This window comes from Marinimicrobium locisalis (genome assembly GCF_039822625.1).
Lineage (GTDB): Bacteria > Pseudomonadota > Gammaproteobacteria > Pseudomonadales > Cellvibrionaceae > Marinimicrobium > Marinimicrobium locisalis.
The window spans coordinates 77,989-93,257 of record NZ_JBDLLG010000003.1 but is presented as its reverse complement, the minus strand read 5'-3'; the positions used below and the strand labels follow the sequence as shown (position 1 = coordinate 93,257).

At 56.9% G+C, this 15,269-nt stretch carries 12 protein-coding genes; 5 read left to right on the top strand and 7 right to left on the bottom strand.

Annotated elements, in window-relative coordinates; all coding sequences use genetic code 11:
- Positions 1-53 precede the first annotated feature (53 nt).
- Positions 54-1,283, top strand: coding sequence for a hypothetical protein (locus AAE514_RS03385; RefSeq protein WP_347330097.1), 1,230 nt, complete (start codon positions 54-56; stop codon positions 1,281-1,283).
- Positions 1,284-1,452: 169 nt separating this feature from the next.
- Positions 1,453-2,283: a glycosyltransferase gene (locus AAE514_RS03380; protein WP_347330096.1), complete on the top strand. Its 831-nt coding sequence runs from the start codon at positions 1,453-1,455 to the stop codon at positions 2,281-2,283.
- Here AAE514_RS03380 and AAE514_RS03375 read toward each other — a convergent pair.
- From AAE514_RS03375 to prsK, 3 genes are all read right to left on the bottom strand, one after another.
- Positions 2,276-3,250 (bottom strand): GNAT family N-acetyltransferase, encoded by a 975-nt coding sequence (locus AAE514_RS03375; protein ID WP_347330095.1) that lies wholly within the window; start codon positions 3,248-3,250, stop codon positions 2,276-2,278. The two genes, AAE514_RS03380 and AAE514_RS03375, sit on opposite strands and share 8 nt — an antisense overlap.
- 66 nt (positions 3,251-3,316) lie before the next feature.
- Complete coding sequence (gene prsR, locus AAE514_RS03370) at positions 3,317-4,690, bottom strand: PEP-CTERM-box response regulator transcription factor (RefSeq protein ID WP_347330094.1); 1,374 nt, start codon at positions 4,688-4,690, stop codon at positions 3,317-3,319.
- 53 nt (positions 4,691-4,743) lie between these two features.
- Complete coding sequence (gene prsK / locus AAE514_RS03365) at positions 4,744-6,786, bottom strand: XrtA/PEP-CTERM system histidine kinase PrsK (protein ID WP_347330093.1); 2,043 nt, start codon at positions 6,784-6,786, stop codon at positions 4,744-4,746.
- Between the two features lie 340 nt (positions 6,787-7,126).
- On the opposite strand from prsK, the gene AAE514_RS03360 reads away from it, so the two are divergent.
- On the top strand, positions 7,127-8,392 hold the full coding sequence (locus AAE514_RS03360; protein ID WP_347330092.1) for an ammonium transporter: 1,266 nt from the start codon (positions 7,127-7,129) through the stop codon (positions 8,390-8,392).
- Positions 8,393-8,538: 146 nt separating this feature from the next.
- Entirely contained in the window at positions 8,539-8,877 is a 339-nt protein-coding gene (locus AAE514_RS03355) for a P-II family nitrogen regulator (RefSeq protein ID WP_024461944.1), read from the top strand.
- A gap of 37 nt (positions 8,878-8,914) precedes the next feature.
- On the opposite strand, the gene AAE514_RS03350 is transcribed toward AAE514_RS03355, so the two are convergent.
- Positions 8,915-9,265, bottom strand: coding sequence for a hypothetical protein (locus AAE514_RS03350; protein WP_347330091.1), 351 nt, complete (start codon positions 9,263-9,265; stop codon positions 8,915-8,917).
- A 307-nt stretch (positions 9,266-9,572) separates the two neighbouring features.
- Between AAE514_RS03350 and AAE514_RS03345 the strand changes: the two genes are divergently transcribed.
- On the top strand, positions 9,573-9,869 hold the full coding sequence (locus AAE514_RS03345; protein WP_347330090.1) for a hypothetical protein: 297 nt from the start codon (positions 9,573-9,575) through the stop codon (positions 9,867-9,869).
- A gap of 213 nt (positions 9,870-10,082) precedes the next feature.
- Here the strand turns inward: AAE514_RS03345 and AAE514_RS03340 are convergent, their stop codons facing one another.
- From AAE514_RS03340 to AAE514_RS03330, 3 genes are all read right to left on the bottom strand, one after another.
- Positions 10,083-10,376 carry a hypothetical protein gene (locus tag AAE514_RS03340; protein WP_347330089.1) on the bottom strand — a complete coding sequence of 98 codons (294 nt, stop codon included), beginning with the start codon at positions 10,374-10,376 and terminating at the stop codon, positions 10,083-10,085.
- 42 nt (positions 10,377-10,418) lie between these two features.
- Positions 10,419-11,957, bottom strand: a complete 1,539-nt coding sequence (locus tag AAE514_RS03335; protein WP_347330088.1) for a methyl-accepting chemotaxis protein — start codon at positions 11,955-11,957, stop codon at positions 10,419-10,421.
- Between the two features lie 240 nt (positions 11,958-12,197).
- A complete protein-coding gene (locus AAE514_RS03330; protein ID WP_347330087.1) occupies positions 12,198-15,257 on the bottom strand; it encodes a S8 family peptidase in 3,060 nt (1,019 codons plus the stop codon).
- Positions 15,258-15,269 lie beyond the last annotated feature (12 nt).

The following is a 15,269-nucleotide window of genomic DNA, read 5'->3' as shown; positions in this document are numbered from 1 at the left end:
TTAGCGATGACGATAAGGATTAATATAACATCCCGATAAATAGGGGCGTGGCCGTGAATAAGCTAGAAAGGATTATCCACCAGTCTTTGGAGGGCAAGCCGGCATTAAGAAATACCTTAAAGAAAATTTATCAGGCGAGCCTATCCATCGTTCCCACCACGAATATTAATGAAGAGAATGTTGTGGTTAGGCCAAACTGTTTTTACGGCTTCCATAACTTGTGCCCGTGGTCCAAAGACAATAAATATTTATTAACTCATAGATTTCAAACCCCCGACGACAGGCTCCCCGAGAAAGGCCAGAAAATTGAAGTGGGCGTTTTCTTTGGCGAGAACCACCAGTCATACAGAAAGATAACAGAGACGAATGTATGGAACTGGCAGCAAGGAGCAATGCTGCAGTGGTTGGGAGGAGGGCACCGCCTAATCCTTAACGATTGGAAAGAAGGGAGGCATTGCGCCAGAGTACTGGATGTGAGTGGCGAAGGTGTCGGTGAGTTTGCAACCCCGGTATCGGCCGCTGCGCCGGACGGGTCTAGCTTTGTCAGTTTCTGTTTCGACAGTCTTTCCGAGGGGCTTCACGGGTATGGTTATGCCTACCGAGCCACCCCTGGGCGCCGAAAGAACCTGGGTGATCGCCTTTTGCACATTGACTGCGCTACTGGTGAAATTGACACGCTTGTCACTATTGGCGACGTGTTGAAGCTATCTCCGAGAAAGTTACCCGCTGAGGCTTTTCACTTCTTTTCGCACTGTCTGTACTCGCCGTCCGGAAAGTTCCTTATGTTCTTTCACCGCTGGAAGAGCAACACTTCGGACTTGGGCACTCAAGTTGTGATTTACGATTTTGAGGCCGGGAGGGCCCATGTGCTTCCTTTGGGAGAATTCGTTTCCCACGCCTCTTGGCATACCGACCGCTACGCGTTTCTCTATGCGGAGAATACCGAGGGGGTGCGGGGGTATTTCCTGGTCGACTGCCTTTTGGATAATGCGAGGCCTATGGCCTTTGAGGGGCTGGGATGTGACGGCCACCCTCAGGTTCTGGCCCAGTCTCCCCGAGCGGTAACCGATACCTACCCCGACCGTTTCAGGATGCAAAAGCTATACGTAATGGACCTGGAGCGCTCGGCGTGCGAGCTTCTGTTGAGTTTAAAGATTCCCTTTCGGTTCCGGGATGCGGTTAGGTGTGATTTTCACCCGCGTTGGGACAGAAGTGGACAGTACATTTCATTTGATTCTGCGCACACGGGCGTGAGGTCTCACTGTACGATTCGGGTCCAATAACATGAGCGATACCATTTGGCTAAGTTGGCACCTTTCCCGTCGGACAAAGAGTTTGTCCGGTCGTTTGAACGTCCCTCTGGTTGCGTTACAGAGAGAAGGCGGGCTGCTCACCCGCCATTTGGCGAGCTTCCTATGGACATTGTCGGTACTGATCAAACGAAAGCCAGAAGTGATCATTATACAGTACTCGTACCTTCTGCTGGTTGCCGTTTATCTCTATAAAACCCTCGTTCGATCAGAGGTGCGGGTTATTTCGGATTGCCATACCAAAGCTCTTAGAAGAGGTTTGAGTGGTCGAGGAAAAAGGGTGTTTGCGTACCTAAAAAAGAAGAGTTTTGAGTGCGTGGACCTTTGTCTAATTGCGAACGAAGGGCAAAAAGCCGATGCACTTAAGTATACCGACCGAATACAAGTAATCCCCGATCCAATCCCGCCCATGGCTCCGCAGGGAAAGATCAAGGGTCGCGGTCACTCAGTCGTATTTGTCTGCTCCTTTGACGATGATGAACCCGTTTCGGAGATCCTGGACGCAGCGGAGGCCCTAAGTAGAGATAGAAACGTTTATATTACCGGACGCGCCGCCCCATCAGTGCGCGAGCGCGTAGAGCCTCTACCTCGGGTTCTCTTGACGGGATTTGTTTCAGAAGGTGAGTACAATCAGCTCATTGGCGATGCCGGCTGCCTGGTCTCCTGTACAACCGAAGAGGGGTGCCTACAGTCTTCCGGGTATGAAGCCATAGCGGTTGAAACCCCCTTTGTGACCACGGACTCCCGGGCGCTCAGGGCGTACTTCAGGGATGCGGCGGTATACGTCGATAATGATAGTGGCAGTATACGGAGCGGGGTTCACAGGGCGTTGGAGTGCGGTGGCGATCTTAGAAAGCGTATGCGGCGCTTGAAGCGGCAAAGAGAAGGGGAGATGAACCAGGCAATGAATACGCTTGAAGCGTTCATTCAAAATGGCTGTGAACCGTCCGCTAGCACGGCGGAGCCTACTTGAAGCGATATAGAAGTTTGAGCACAGGGCTTTTTACAAGGCGGAAGGCGGTAAACGCGGCAACATGGGTTGCCAAGTGGTGCTTGTACTGTGTGGCTTTACCCGCTCCGGCCATGAAGTCATAGACCTCCCTGGAAGTCGCGAACGCGGCCTCCAACTGGTAACCAAGGTGCAGAGTCCCTAGCGAAAGGCCGGGGTGTTCGGAAGTAGAAAAACCTGACTGCAGATTATAGAGCCGGCCGCCAGTCTGAATATCCAGGACCGCCGATGCCGGTTCGCTCGCCACGTTCATGACAGACATATCTACTGACATCTTTTGGTCGTCAAAGCGGGTCAAAAGGGCGTCGATCAGCGCCTTGTTTCTTCCCGTATAACAGGGCCGGCCCCATCGCTGTTGATGAAATTCGTTTAAAATGCTGTAGAACCGCTCCCGGTCGGGCCAGAGGTTCTCAATGGTTACCTTTCCCTTTTGTTCCAGTCGCTTGCGTCGGTTGTAGAGTCTCAGTCGGGTGTTTTTTCCCAGCGCCGCCAGGTAATCGTTAAAGGTGCCGTTGCGAAGGTCGACGGCGTAAACCGGTTCGGGTTCGGTTTGGCGGAGGGTCAGATTGTTGCTCTTAGCGAACCGATGTATGCGCTTTTCGTCCTCAGAGCCGACGAGTACGTCGGGCAGTACCAGCTGGTCCCAGGAGGCTTTTAATGAGGCATGGAGCGCTTCCTCGGTGAGGCAGGTGTATTCCGCTCGAATGCTGCGGGTCGCCGGTGAGGTGGCGCCAATTAGAGAGGCGGAACGGATCGGGAGTATCCGCTTGAGGCGCTGACGGTAGGTGTACACGCCGGCTTCCGGGTGAATCTGTATGTCTGGGTGCTCGCCGTAGGCGGCTAGCCAGGCCTCTTGCCAGGCATCGGAGTAGAAAAGGCCACGGCGGTGGTGAGGGGGAAAGAATTCGTGGGGCGGTAGTTCGTAGGGCATTGAGGATCGTGTCCGGCATTAACGGCGGATACGCCTTTGGCTTATCCGCCCTACGGGTAATTTTACTTACGACTGCGGGGCCTGGTTACCCAGAGGTATGTCGTGTTTTTTGATCAGGTCGTAGAACGTGGGGCGAGTGATGCCCAACAGCTTGGCGGCGGCGGAGATATTGTTGTCGGTCATCGCGACCGCGCGCAGGATTGCGTGTTTTTCGGCTTCTTGCCGAACCTGGCGCAAGTTCAATGATAGGTCTTCGCCGTCGGTTTTCAAGTCCAGATCGTCGCGCGTGATGTATTTGCCATCGGCCATGATCACGGAGCGCTTGATCTTGTTTTCCATCTCCCGAATATTGCCAGGCCAGCTGTAGCTTTCGATGGACTCGACCGCATCGGGCGTAAAGCCCTTGACCTTCTGGTCGTGCTCCTTGGCGAACTTGAGCATAAAGTGGCGGGCAAGCAGTACTTTGTCGCCTTGACGAGTGCGCAACGGAGGGATTTCCACCGTCATCTCACAGATCCGATAGAAGAGATCTTCCCGGAAGCTTCCATCCTCGACCATTTGCTGGAGGTTCTTGTTGGTCGCGCAAACGACTCGGACATCCACGGGAATCTCCTCCCGTCCCCCGACGCGTTCGATCACCCGCTCTTGCAGGAAGCGCAATAGCTTGGACTGCAGGTTGAGCGGCATATCGCCGATTTCGTCCAGAAACAGGGTGCCCTCGTGTGCGGTTTCCACTTTTCCCAGCGTTTGCTTTCCCGCGCCGGTGAAGGCGCCTTTCTCGTGGCCGAAAAGCTCACTTTCGATCAGGTTTTCGGGCACGGCGGCACAGTTGATGGCGACAAAGCGCTTGTTGCGGCGCGGGCTCAGGTGGTGGATCGCCTTTGCCATAATCTCTTTACCGGTGCCACTTTCACCCAGCAGGGTGCAGGTGACATTGGTTGGGGAGATTTTCTCAAGCATCCGGCAAATTTTTAGCATTTGCGGGTCATTGGTGACCAGCCCTTCCAGCGGGGTTTGTTGCAGCCGGGCCAGACGGCGGTTTTCTTCTTCAAGCTCAAAAATATTAAATGCTCGCTGGACGATCAAATCCAGCGTTTGCGGGTCCACGGGCTTTTCGTAATAGTCGTAAGCCCCCATTGCCACGGCGCGAATAGCGTTGTCGTGATCGGTTTTGCCGGTCATGACGATAATTTTGCTGGAGGGGGACATGCGGATAATGTCCTGAATGCACTTGAACCCTTCGTCCACGCCGTCCTGGTCCGGGGGTAGACCGAGATCCTGGATAATCACCGAGGCTTCATGCAACCGTAGCGCGGCGATGGCGTCTTGCCGGTTTTCAGCGAAAACGGTTTCGAACTCGTCGAAATGCCAGCGCAGCTGACTTTGCAGGCCGCGGTCATCTTCAATAATTAACAAAGTGCGCTTGTTGTTTTTGCTCATGGTATCGCTGCCTGACTGTACGTGTTCCGCGTGTTATCTCGGATAGCCGTCGGTCATTCGGGCTTGACGGGAAGGGTGACCGTCACGGTCGTCCCCTCTCCCACGGCACTGATGACATTCAGTGTGCCATTGAGTTCATTAATATACTCGCGTGACAAATAAACGCCAATACCCATTCCTTTACCGGATTTGGTTGTCTCAAAGGGCTTGAACAGGCGATTGTGAATAAAGTCCCAGTCCATGCCGCTGCCGTTGTCTTCAATGGTCACCACGGCATCTCGCTGATCACACCGGAGTGTAACATGAACCCGGCCCTCATCAGGTGTGGCCTCCAGGGCGTTCTTAATAAAATGAGTGAACGTCATCACAAGACGCACTTCGTCGGCCTCAATAAAGCGAGGTTCGTCACTGATTTCCGCAGTCAGCATGGGTTTCTGTCGCCAGCACTCAGCGACGGCTTTCTTTACAATGTCGTTAATGGACAGGTTGGTGACCAGGTCCTTGCCGTCGGTTCTCAGCTTGCGTAGCAGGTTGTTCATGCGGTCCACGGAGTTGCTGATGGTCTCAATGGCATCGTCGATAAACTGCGGGTTGTCCTTGTGCTTTTCGGCATTGCGCACTACCAGCGCCTGCTGGGCGATAAGGTTGTTGAGGTCGTGGATAATGAAGGCGACGAGCTTGTTGTAAGTGTCGAACTGCCGGCCTTCGGCCAGCTGTTCGGCTTGTTGATGTCGCTTCAGGTAACTGGCGAGTTGGCGGCCCATGGTTTTTAGAAGGTCCAGGTCCTCCCAGGTCAAGGAGGCGTCGGCGACGGGCTTGGTGAGGGCCATGAAGCCCACGAGCTCCTCCCCCACAATAAAAGGAAAGAGTAGCCACAGATCCGGAATATTGTGCACCCAGGGCGGCAAGTATTCGTTGTATTGGCTAAGGGCCCGGTCGTCGCCGCTGTCCGGGAAGAAGACCCACTCGTTCTGCAAAAAAGTTTGGCAGAACGCGCTGTCCACCGGCTCTTCCTGCAAGTCGATGTAGCTGGGAAGGCCGCTTTGATAGACTGGCTCGTAATAGCCCTGTTTGCGGATCCAGATGGCCCCACCGGGGGTCTTGGTGACAGAAGCCACAGCAAAAAAGGCCCGTTCGTTCGCCTCGCTGGTCTCCGCCGGCTGAGCCAGGTAGTTAATCAAGCGCAGCCACTCACTGCGGTAGTCGTACTTGTGCCGGAAAAGGTGCTTGTTAACCAAGACCGAGAGGCGAGAGCGGATGGAGGTGGAGATAAATACCGTGGTAATTAGCAGCACCGCGCCAATGAGGACCAAGCTGTAAATGACCGTCCCCCAGTTGCCGCCATACAGACGCACATAATAGCCCCCTAGCGCCAGGATGGTGATGAGCACCCCGACCGCGATCAGGGAGGTGGTATAAAAGGCGATGGGTCGGGAGAGGGTGAAACTCGCCGGGCGGTCGGTGCGCTGTAACAACAGCAGCCCGCCCATGGCCATAAACAGGCAGGTGGCGATCGAGACGGCGGCACGGGACTGCCACAGCAGCGGGTCTACTTGCTGGAAGATAAGCGCATGGGTAAACAAATAAATGTCGAACAGAAATAGGGCCGCCAAGTTCATGCACAGCAGTTTGATCTGTCGGTCGTTCCCCGCCGCGTAGCGGAACAGCTGCTCGACACTGACCAAGCTGATTACCGCCAGCGACAGGGTGAGCCAGGCCTCGAAGGAGAAAATCAGCTCCAGCCCCAGGACAGTGGCGACCAGTGCGAACAGGGTGATGGGCCAGCCGATGATGAACAGGATCTTCAGGCTCTGCGGCAAGCTATGTTGGGAGGCGCTGGCTTTAAGGGTGAGGTAGACCGACAGCGTCCAGGCATTGAAATGCAGACATTCAAAGAAGAAAGCCCATTCGGCGGCCGCTGTTTGCTGAATGGTCGCCACAATAATGAGCAGGTTGATGGTATGGACCGCCGCCGCTGGTGCGAAAATGGCGCTCTTTTCTTCTTTAAAAAACTGGTATAGGTACGTCAGCGTCAGAAGCGCGGCCACCACCGCAGCGCTGATATAAGCCATCAATGTGACATTATCGTATTCCATGAAGTCCGGTTCCTGCCTGAATAATCGTTGCCAGCATAGCATAGCCGCGGATGCCTGCCGGCGTGGAGCCGACTCGGCATAATGCCGATTTCGGTGCCATTCTACCGTGGAAGCGCACGTCAGTTCCACAGTGGTGCAACTTTGGTGCGCCCTCACCGTCGCCATGCTCTAAGTTGGTGCGAAGTCGTCAAACTCTCTCTCTTCTACAGCCTCTTTAACCCCCTAACTCATTGATAAAAAACAACTTTATGTTGTTGGCCTGCTCTGTGCAATGTTGAGGCTCAGGCCGGCAATTTCAGCTGTTTTTTAATTCACAATTCATAAAGACGGGGAACATGCAATGGAAGAGAATATTTTTCATTTGCAATATGCGATAGACACGTTTTACTTCCTGGTATGCGGGGCGCTGGTCATGTGGATGGCCGCGGGCTTCTCAATGCTGGAAGCGGGGTTGGTTCGTGCCAAGAACACCACGGAAATTCTGACGAAAAACGTCTCTCTGTTTGCCATCTCGTGCACCATGTATCTGGTATGCGGTTACGCCATTATGTACGACGGCGGAATCTTCCTCTCGGGGATCCAGAACGTCGATGTGGCATCCACTCTGGGTGAATTCTCCGAGCGTGGCGATTTCACCGGTGACTCCATCTACTCTGGTGCTTCTGACTTCTTCTTCCAGGTTGTGTTCGTGGCTACCGCCATGTCCATTGTCTCGGGCGCCGTGGCGGAACGTATGAAGCTCTGGGCCTTTCTGGCGTTTACCGTGGTCATGACCGGCTTCATCTATCCGATGGAAGGCGCCTGGACCTGGAACGGCGCCGACGTGTTTGGTCTGTATAACCTGGGTGAGCTGGGCTTCTCGGACTTTGCCGGCTCCGGCATCGTGCACATGGCCGGTGCGGCCGCAGCGCTGGCGGGGGTGATCTTGCTGGGGGCTCGTAAAGGCAAGTATGGCCCGAACGGCGAAATCCGGGCGATACCGGGTGCTAACCTGCCCCTGGCGACTCTGGGTATGTTCATCCTCTGGATGGGCTGGTTCGGTTTCAACGGCGGTTCGGTGCTCAAGCTGGGCGATGTCGCCAGCGCCAACTCCGTTGCCATGGTGTTTCTGAACACGAACGCGGCGGCGGCATCTGGTTTGGTGGCGGCGCTGATTCTGGGCCGCATCCTCTTTGGTAAGGCTGACCTGACCATGGCCCTGAACGGCGCCCTGGCCGGCCTGGTGGCGATTACCGCTGAACCTTCCACGCCGAGCGCTCTTAGTGCGAGCATCATCGGCGCCATCGGCGGCCTGATTGTCGTCTTCTCCATCGTGGGTCTGGACAAACTGAAAATTGATGACCCGGTCGGCGCCATTTCCGTTCACGGTGTGGTGGGGCTGTGGGGCCTGTTGGCGGTACCCATTACCAACAGTGAAGTCAGCCTCCTGGGCCAGATTGTCGGCGCGCTGACCATCTTTGTCTGGGTATTCGTGGCCAGCCTCATCGTCTGGGGCGTTCTCAAGGCGTTGATTGGACTGCGGGTGACCGAGGACGAGGAATACGAGGGTGTTGATCTGTCCGAGTGCGGTATGGAAGCCTACCCTGAGTTTGTCAGCTACAAGTAAAGACCGGCCGGGGCCCCGTTGCCCCGGGTTTTCAAGCCACTCGCTTGGGAGGGGCGGGAGTGACCAACGCCGCTGTAACGTGTATCTTAGAGGCATACGTCACTCAATAACCGTCACTCACAAGTTGCTTCAATAAGGAACTCACAATGAAACTGATCACTGCTGTAGTAAAACCGTTTAAGTTGGATGACGTGCGCACGGCGCTGTCTGAGGTGGGAGTTCAGGGCATGACGGTCACTGAAGTCAAAGGTTTTGGTCGTCAGAAAGGCCACACCGAGCTGTACCGGGGGGCCGAGTATGTGGTGGACTTCCTGCCCAAGGTGAAGGTGGAGCTGGCCGTGGACGACTCCCTCGTGGAGCAGGCGGTGGAAGCCATCACCAAAGCGGCCCAAACGGGAAAAATCGGCGACGGCAAGATCTTCATCACGCCGCTGGAAGAGATTATCCGGATTCGGACCGGCGAAACCGGCCCGGATGCCATCTAAACTCATCCACCGCTCAAACCACCCGCAACCGGTGCCCCTAGGGCGCCGGTTTTGTTATAGCGTCCTCGCGCATTAAAGCGTCCACCTCCGGGCGAAGTTGCGCCACATACTGGCGGTGCCGCCACCAGATAAACCCCGGCAGCACGCCGATCATTATGATCCCCCCTGTCACCGGGCGCGAAAGCCCCAGAGTCGGCCCCGCCACCAGGGCGATAAACAGCGAAATGGCGCAGACCCATACCAGGCTCACCAGGTTGCGCCGCCAGTGCTCTAGCTTGCGCTCCGGGCTGTAGGCCCGCTCGTGAGCCCGGCTAAGCAACTGAACCTGTCTTTGCTCCGGCAAGTCCCGCAGCTCGGGAAAATGTCGGCGCAATAGTTGAATATTCATCTGTTCTCCTCTGACGATGCTCTCTATGGCGATGAGTAGTGGCTATTCATGCACGTAGGTTAAGGGAGGTACGTTTCTCCCGGTGGCCAAGATCTTTAAGAACGATCTGAGCGCGCCGCGCCGTAATAACCAAAATTTTACCCGGCTTGGCTGCTAAGGTAAAAATAACCTAAAAATACTGCGAAATTATCATGACGGTGTCCTTATCCTGCGCTATAAGTTAGGAAAAAGCGGGGTATCGGGGAAGGGTGTAACGAGCTTCGAGAAACCCGGGTGGACGTGCAACTGGCTTGGTAGAGGTGTCATTATGGCAAGTCAATATCCCCTCAATGACAACGAAGTGGACGATGACGTACTCGACGAGGAGACGTTGAATGAAGACGACCAGGGGCTGGAGGACGATGCTGAACCCTCTTACACCAGCCGCAAGGCCTCCACACCGGAGGACTTTAGCGTTGCCGCCAGGCAGCGTCTGCGGGATGAGTTGTCTCGCCAAGTGGAGGCCTTCCTCGCGCGGGGTGGCCATATTCACGAAGTGCCCTCCAGTTTGAACGACACCAAGCCGAAGAAGCCGGTCTCCGATTATGGGGATCGGATGATGTAGGGCCCGGCGGGTATGGCGCAAAACCGCTGAGGGCGGGCTGGTGTCGGATTACGCCGACTGGCTAATCCGACCTATGGGTAACTCCGCCAAGCGGTCGCTACAAACACGTCTCTGTACAGCGGGTTACGTCCTTCGGGCCAACTTGACCTGCGGGGGTAAGCTCTACAGGTAGGTCGGATTAGCCAGTCGGCGTAATCCGACACTTCCACCCAATCAGCTATTACGGGCCTTAAACGTCCGAATAGCTTCATTAAATTCCGCAGCGAAGTCTTCCAGTTCCGACAGCTTCTTGCTCTTGGCGTTGCCGCTGATGCGGGCGCACCCCAAATACTCCTCCATGGCCTTTACGTAAGCCTTTACCTCGTTGTTGGCCTTCACCATCTGCGCGGTTTCCGCGGTTGTGGGGTCCGGTATGGCGGGCTTGGCCTCGGGCTCGCTGCAGGCCAGCGAGCCGAGTGGCAAAGCGAAAGCAATACTCAAACTGCACAGAAACAGGGACTTTTTCATGACGGTTGTCCTCTCTATCTTTTAATCTCTTGAGGTGCCGTCCTAGAGCTTGAAGCGATTCACCAAATTGGTGAGTGTCTCCGCCCGTTCCGCCAGGCTACTGGTATTGGAATTAATGCGGCTGGAGCTCTCTGCCGTGCTCAAAGCTACCTGTGAAATACTGTCAATATTGCCGGAGATCTGCTGAGTGGCCGAGCTTTGCTCTTCCGAGGCCACCGCCACTTGGTTGGTGCGGTCGCGAATGACACTCACCAGTTCGGTAATGTCTTCCAGGGAGTTGGTGGCCTCCCCGGCTTTTTCCACCGAGGCTTCAGCCTGAGTGGTGCCTTCGGCCATCATGTCCACCGCTTCTTTGGCGCCCACTTGCAACCGTTCAATCATTTCCTGAATTTCGGTGGTGGAGCTCTGGGTGCGTGAGGCCAGGGTACGGACCTCATCGGCCACTACGGCAAAGCCACGCCCCTGCTCTCCGGCACGGGCGGCCTCGATGGCCGCGTTCAGAGCCAGCAGATTGGTCTGTTCGGCCACGCCCCGAATCACATCCAGCACCGAGCCAATGCTCACGGTTTCTTTGTTCAAGCGGTCGATCACATCGGAGGCGCGGCGAATTTCCGCCGCCAGGTTTTCAATCTGCCGGGTAGTATCACCCACCACGGCTTTGCCATTGGCCGCTGACTGATCGGCCTGGAGGGATTTCTCGGCGGTTTCGCTCACACTCTCGGTCACATCCTGAACGACATTGGCCATTTGCTTGATCGCGACGACCACTTGTTCGATTTCTGCCTGTTGGTTGCGAATCGCGCTTTCGTTTTCGTTGGACAGCTGGGAGACCATATGCGCGTTTTCGCTGACCTCCTGAGCCGTGTCAGCCACGCTGGCGATAATGCTATGAAGCCGCTCCACGAAGGTGTTGAAGCATGTCGCCAGCACTGCAATCTCATCGCTACCATTAACCGGTAGGCGACGGGTCAAGTCCCCTTCACCTTCGGAGATATCCCGCAGGGCGCGAACTACCTGATTGACCGGTGTGGTGATGCTGCGCTGTACGAGGAAAGCGATACCCGCGGCGATTACGCTGATGACGATAATCAGTAAAATGGCGTCGACCACGGCGTCGGAGACGAGCTCGTCGAGCTCGGTCATATCGACTCGAGTGGATATGCTTCCGATACGGCTGCCACCGTCTTCAATCGCGGCGGTAATGGTGATGTAGTCGCCCTCGGCCACCAAGCCGGGCTGGCGCGGCTGCTTGGGAATGTAGCTCGGCAGCCGGTCATTGTCGGAGCCGCGCACAAACCAAGCGAAGGGCTCGCCGTTGCTGTAGATTACCGCATGCTCGATTCGCTCGCTGGCCGTCAGCGCCTTTAGTGAAGAACTCACGGTGGCGGTATCGTCGAAACTGATTGCCCCAATGTTGGAGGTGCCGAGTACCTCCACCAGTGTTCGAGTATCCTCAATAATCGTTTCTTCGGTCGTGGCAAGACCGGAGCGAACAGTGACGATGGTGGTGGCAACCACCGCGATGACACAGGTCACGGTGACACTGAGAAGGATTTTCCACTTAAGCGATAAATTATTCACGATACCCTCATTCTATTTGTCTCTGCCGACGAAAGGCCCGGCAGTCACAGCGGGAGGTCGTGGCGCATTAGTAAACATTTTGCCACAAGCTCACGCCTCAGGCACGGGATGTGCTAGAAAAAAAAGTGATTAAAATTCCGAAGTCCGCTATTTCCGAGTATAGCGGACGCTTCTCGGCCCGACGGCGTAGGTGGTTTGGGCCGCCCCTTTCAAGCGTCCTGCCTTCTTGTTAGCGGCCGTTTACGGCAACGCTTTAGGGTCGCGTTGGCGTTGGTCGCCCTCGTCGGTCGGGGAAGTGCGGGGCTTGAGAGGAATGCCTGTGTGAGAGGGGTAGGAGCTGCTCTGGGCTGTGTTATCCATCAGGCCACCCTGAATGCCGATTACGAAGTCCAGCCCTTCGCGGTCGCTGTCGGTCACCTCGATGGTTTGCTCCTGATCCAAGCTGGGGTAGGCGCCGCACTGCTCGCCCAACTGGCAGATCAAGCCGTCGGCATCGATGTCCGAGCCCGCCACCAGCGAATAGCGGCCGGGGCTGACCTCTGGGAAAAGGAAGTGGGCTTGCTCGCCGCTGCTGTCTAGCTCCGCAATGGCCTGGTAGCTGGAGTCGTTGTCTTCGTTGACCAGCAAGACGTAAGTGCGGGTAATAGTGCCCTCGCGGGAGAGCGCTCCCACCGTCATATAGACTGTTAGGGAGAGTTCCTTGCTGCCGTCGATGGTAAAGATCACTTCACCCTCGTAGAAACCATCGCTCAACCCTTCGCGATTGACGGTAATTAAGTAATCGCCGAGGCCGCTGCCATCCACCGTATCGGTCGCGGCTACCGACAGCCAAGGTTGGAGGGTGGTGAAGTCGACGGTCCCGGGCTGCTCGTCCGAGTCCAGCGACACCAGCGCTTCACTGGTGCTGGCAAGGTTGAGGGTATCCGGTGTGACAGTGACCCGCGCGGGCCATTCAAAGCTGTTGTCTACCAACTGGGAAGCGGTCGCCACCGCTTGTTGGGCATCGATTTGGCCGTAGCCGAGCTGATTGTCGCGAGTGCTGGAACCGGTCAGTCCGCCGGCGATCAGCGCATTGGACACGTCCTCGGGCGTCAAGGCCGGGTAGACCTCCTTCATCAGCGCCAGCACGCCGGACACATGCGGGGCGGCCATGGAAGTTCCCTGGTAACCCAAACTGTAGCGTGGCTCAATGGTGCCGTTTTCGATCCTCGCACTGGTGCTGAAAATGCCATCGGGCTGGCCGTCGCCGTTGGCATCCTGGCCGAGGTAGCCGCCGGGCGCAACCAGATCCAAGGTTTCCCCGTAGTTGGAGTAGGGGGCCCGGCGGCCCAGGGCGTCGGTGGCGCCCACTGACAGCACACTCGGGTAGCTGGCCGGGTAGACGGGGGCTGTGGAATTTTCATTGCCCGAGGAGGCCACCAGCAGAATGCCGCGCTCGCGGATTTGGGCATAGACATCCGCTTCGGCCTGGGAGCTGCCGTTGCCCCCCAAGCTGAGATTGATAATGTCCGCCGGGGTAGCGGCGGCCAAGCCGTACGCGTTCTCCATGCCCGCGGCGTAGAGTACCCCCTGAAGAATGTCGTAGCTGGTGCCGCCCCCGGAGCCCAGCGCCCGGATCGGCATAATCCGCGCGCCCCAGGAAACACCGGCCCCGCCAATGCCGTTATTGCTCTCGGCGGCCACGGTGCCAGCCACATGGGTGCCGTGCCAGCTGGGTGGATTGAAGTCGGTGCCGTCGCCGGGGTCATCGGGGTTGCTGTCAATGCCGGGCTCGCCGTCCTGGCTGCGCTCATCATCACTGATAAAGTCATAGCCGGTGGTGGTCAGTTTGTTCTGCAGATCAGGGTGGGAGAGCACCACGCCGGTATCCACAACCGCCACAACGGGCGCCTCGCCGCTCTTGGGCGTGCCGGTGGTCAGCTCCCAGGCCGTGGGAAGATTGATGGCGTCATAGTGCCACTGCAGTGGGTAGCGGGGGTCGTTGGGTACCAAGTGGGGCTGGCGCAGGTAATTGGGGGAGGCATGGGCCACGGCCGGGTCCTGCCGCTTGGCCTTGATGGCTTTAAGCGTCATCCACTTGCGGTAGGCCTTGGGCCGGGCCTGTTGTAGGGCCGAATAGGCCTGGCTGCGGGCGGCCCGCAGTGGGGCGCTCTGGTGCAGTTCCACGCGGGGCGCCGCCCTGCCACTGCGGCTGGCGGCCTGAGTGGCCGTGGCGGGAATGACCACCATTTCGCCGGGGATAAAGTCGCCGGTTTGGCTTTGGCTTAGGTCCGTCTGGGGCGGCGCCCCCTCCGGCAGTATCCGCAGCACGTACTTGGAGGTGCCGCTGGCGGCGTGAACCTGAACGATATAGTCGCCGGTTTCGGTAATCGGAAGCTCTTCATACTCTCCCTCGCCAGTAGAGCTGTCCACTGCGGTCTCGTCGGCGGCGGGATAGAGGAACAAGTCTAAGTCCCCCTGGTAGGAAACCGAGCCGCTGCTCAGGTGGTTCACCACTTGTAACTGTACAAGCTGGTCTTTCTGTAGGTTTACCCGGTAGTAGTCGTTCTCGTCGGTATCCTCGGCAAAATGAGCTGGAAACGGATCGGTGTTGGCTGGCTCAGCGGTGGCAAAGCCCGCGAGAATCGCTCGGTTATTAATGGGCTGAGCGTTGTTGAAATCGTCGTTATTGCCGAGCGGAACGGCCGCATCGTTCACACTAGCGTCGAAGTCGTTCAGCGCGGTGGCATTGAGGGTGCCGCTGACCCGATACACATCCGATTCAAACTCGACGTTGATGGTGCAGTCGCTTTGTACTTCGGTCACGGTGTAGGTCTGGCCCTCCAAGGTGCCATTGCAGCCGCTCACGGTGCCAACCCGGTAACCGGGATCGGGTTCGAGAGAAAAGGCTTGGGTCTCGCGAAAGGTTACCGCCGCGAACCGGGGTGAAATGCTGCCGAAATTTGGAGAGTTGGTGTCGATCTCATACTCTTCGAGCTGAAAACGAGCGCGTACCTGGCAGTCAGCGGTGATGGAGCCAGTGGTATAGCGTTGGTTGAATAAACGGCCGTTGCAACCGCTGATGCTGTCCAATTCGTACCCGGGCTCGAAGGATAGGGTCACTCGGGCACTGTTGCCTTCCGAGACCTGCTGACGGCTTGGGGACAGAGAGCCCCCCGGGCCGGCGTCGGTACTGACGGTGTAGCTGGCAGGCAGGCCGGAGCCGCCATTGCCACCACAGGCACTGAGCCACAGGGCACCGATAAGCCACAGGGCACCGATAAGCCACAGGGGGCGGGCGATGTCGTTATTAAAGCGCATTGGGCGGCCTCG

What these genes read in the sequence shown, in the direction of transcription:
- prsK (WP_347330093.1), bottom strand. Translation starts at nt 6,786, where the DNA reads ATGGAATACGATAATGTCACATTGATGGCTTATATCAGCGCTGCGGTG.
- AAE514_RS03340 (WP_347330089.1), bottom strand. Translation starts at nt 10,376, where the DNA reads ATGAAAAAGTCCCTGTTTCTGTGCAGTTTGAGTATTGCTTTCGCTTTG.
- AAE514_RS03330 (WP_347330087.1), bottom strand. Translation starts at nt 15,257, where the DNA reads ATGCGCTTTAATAACGACATCGCCCGCCCCCTGTGGCTTATCGGTGCC.
- AAE514_RS03350 (WP_347330091.1), bottom strand. Translation starts at nt 9,265, where the DNA reads ATGAATATTCAACTATTGCGCCGACATTTTCCCGAGCTGCGGGACTTG.
- prsR (WP_347330094.1), bottom strand. Translation starts at nt 4,690, where the DNA reads ATGAGCAAAAACAACAAGCGCACTTTGTTAATTATTGAAGATGACCGC.
- AAE514_RS03345 (WP_347330090.1), top strand. Translation starts at nt 9,573, where the DNA reads ATGGCAAGTCAATATCCCCTCAATGACAACGAAGTGGACGATGACGTA.
- AAE514_RS03355 (WP_024461944.1), top strand. Translation starts at nt 8,539, where the DNA reads ATGAAACTGATCACTGCTGTAGTAAAACCGTTTAAGTTGGATGACGTG.
- AAE514_RS03360 (WP_347330092.1), top strand. Translation starts at nt 7,127, where the DNA reads ATGGAAGAGAATATTTTTCATTTGCAATATGCGATAGACACGTTTTAC.
- AAE514_RS03375 (WP_347330095.1), bottom strand. Translation starts at nt 3,250, where the DNA reads ATGCCCTACGAACTACCGCCCCACGAATTCTTTCCCCCTCACCACCGC.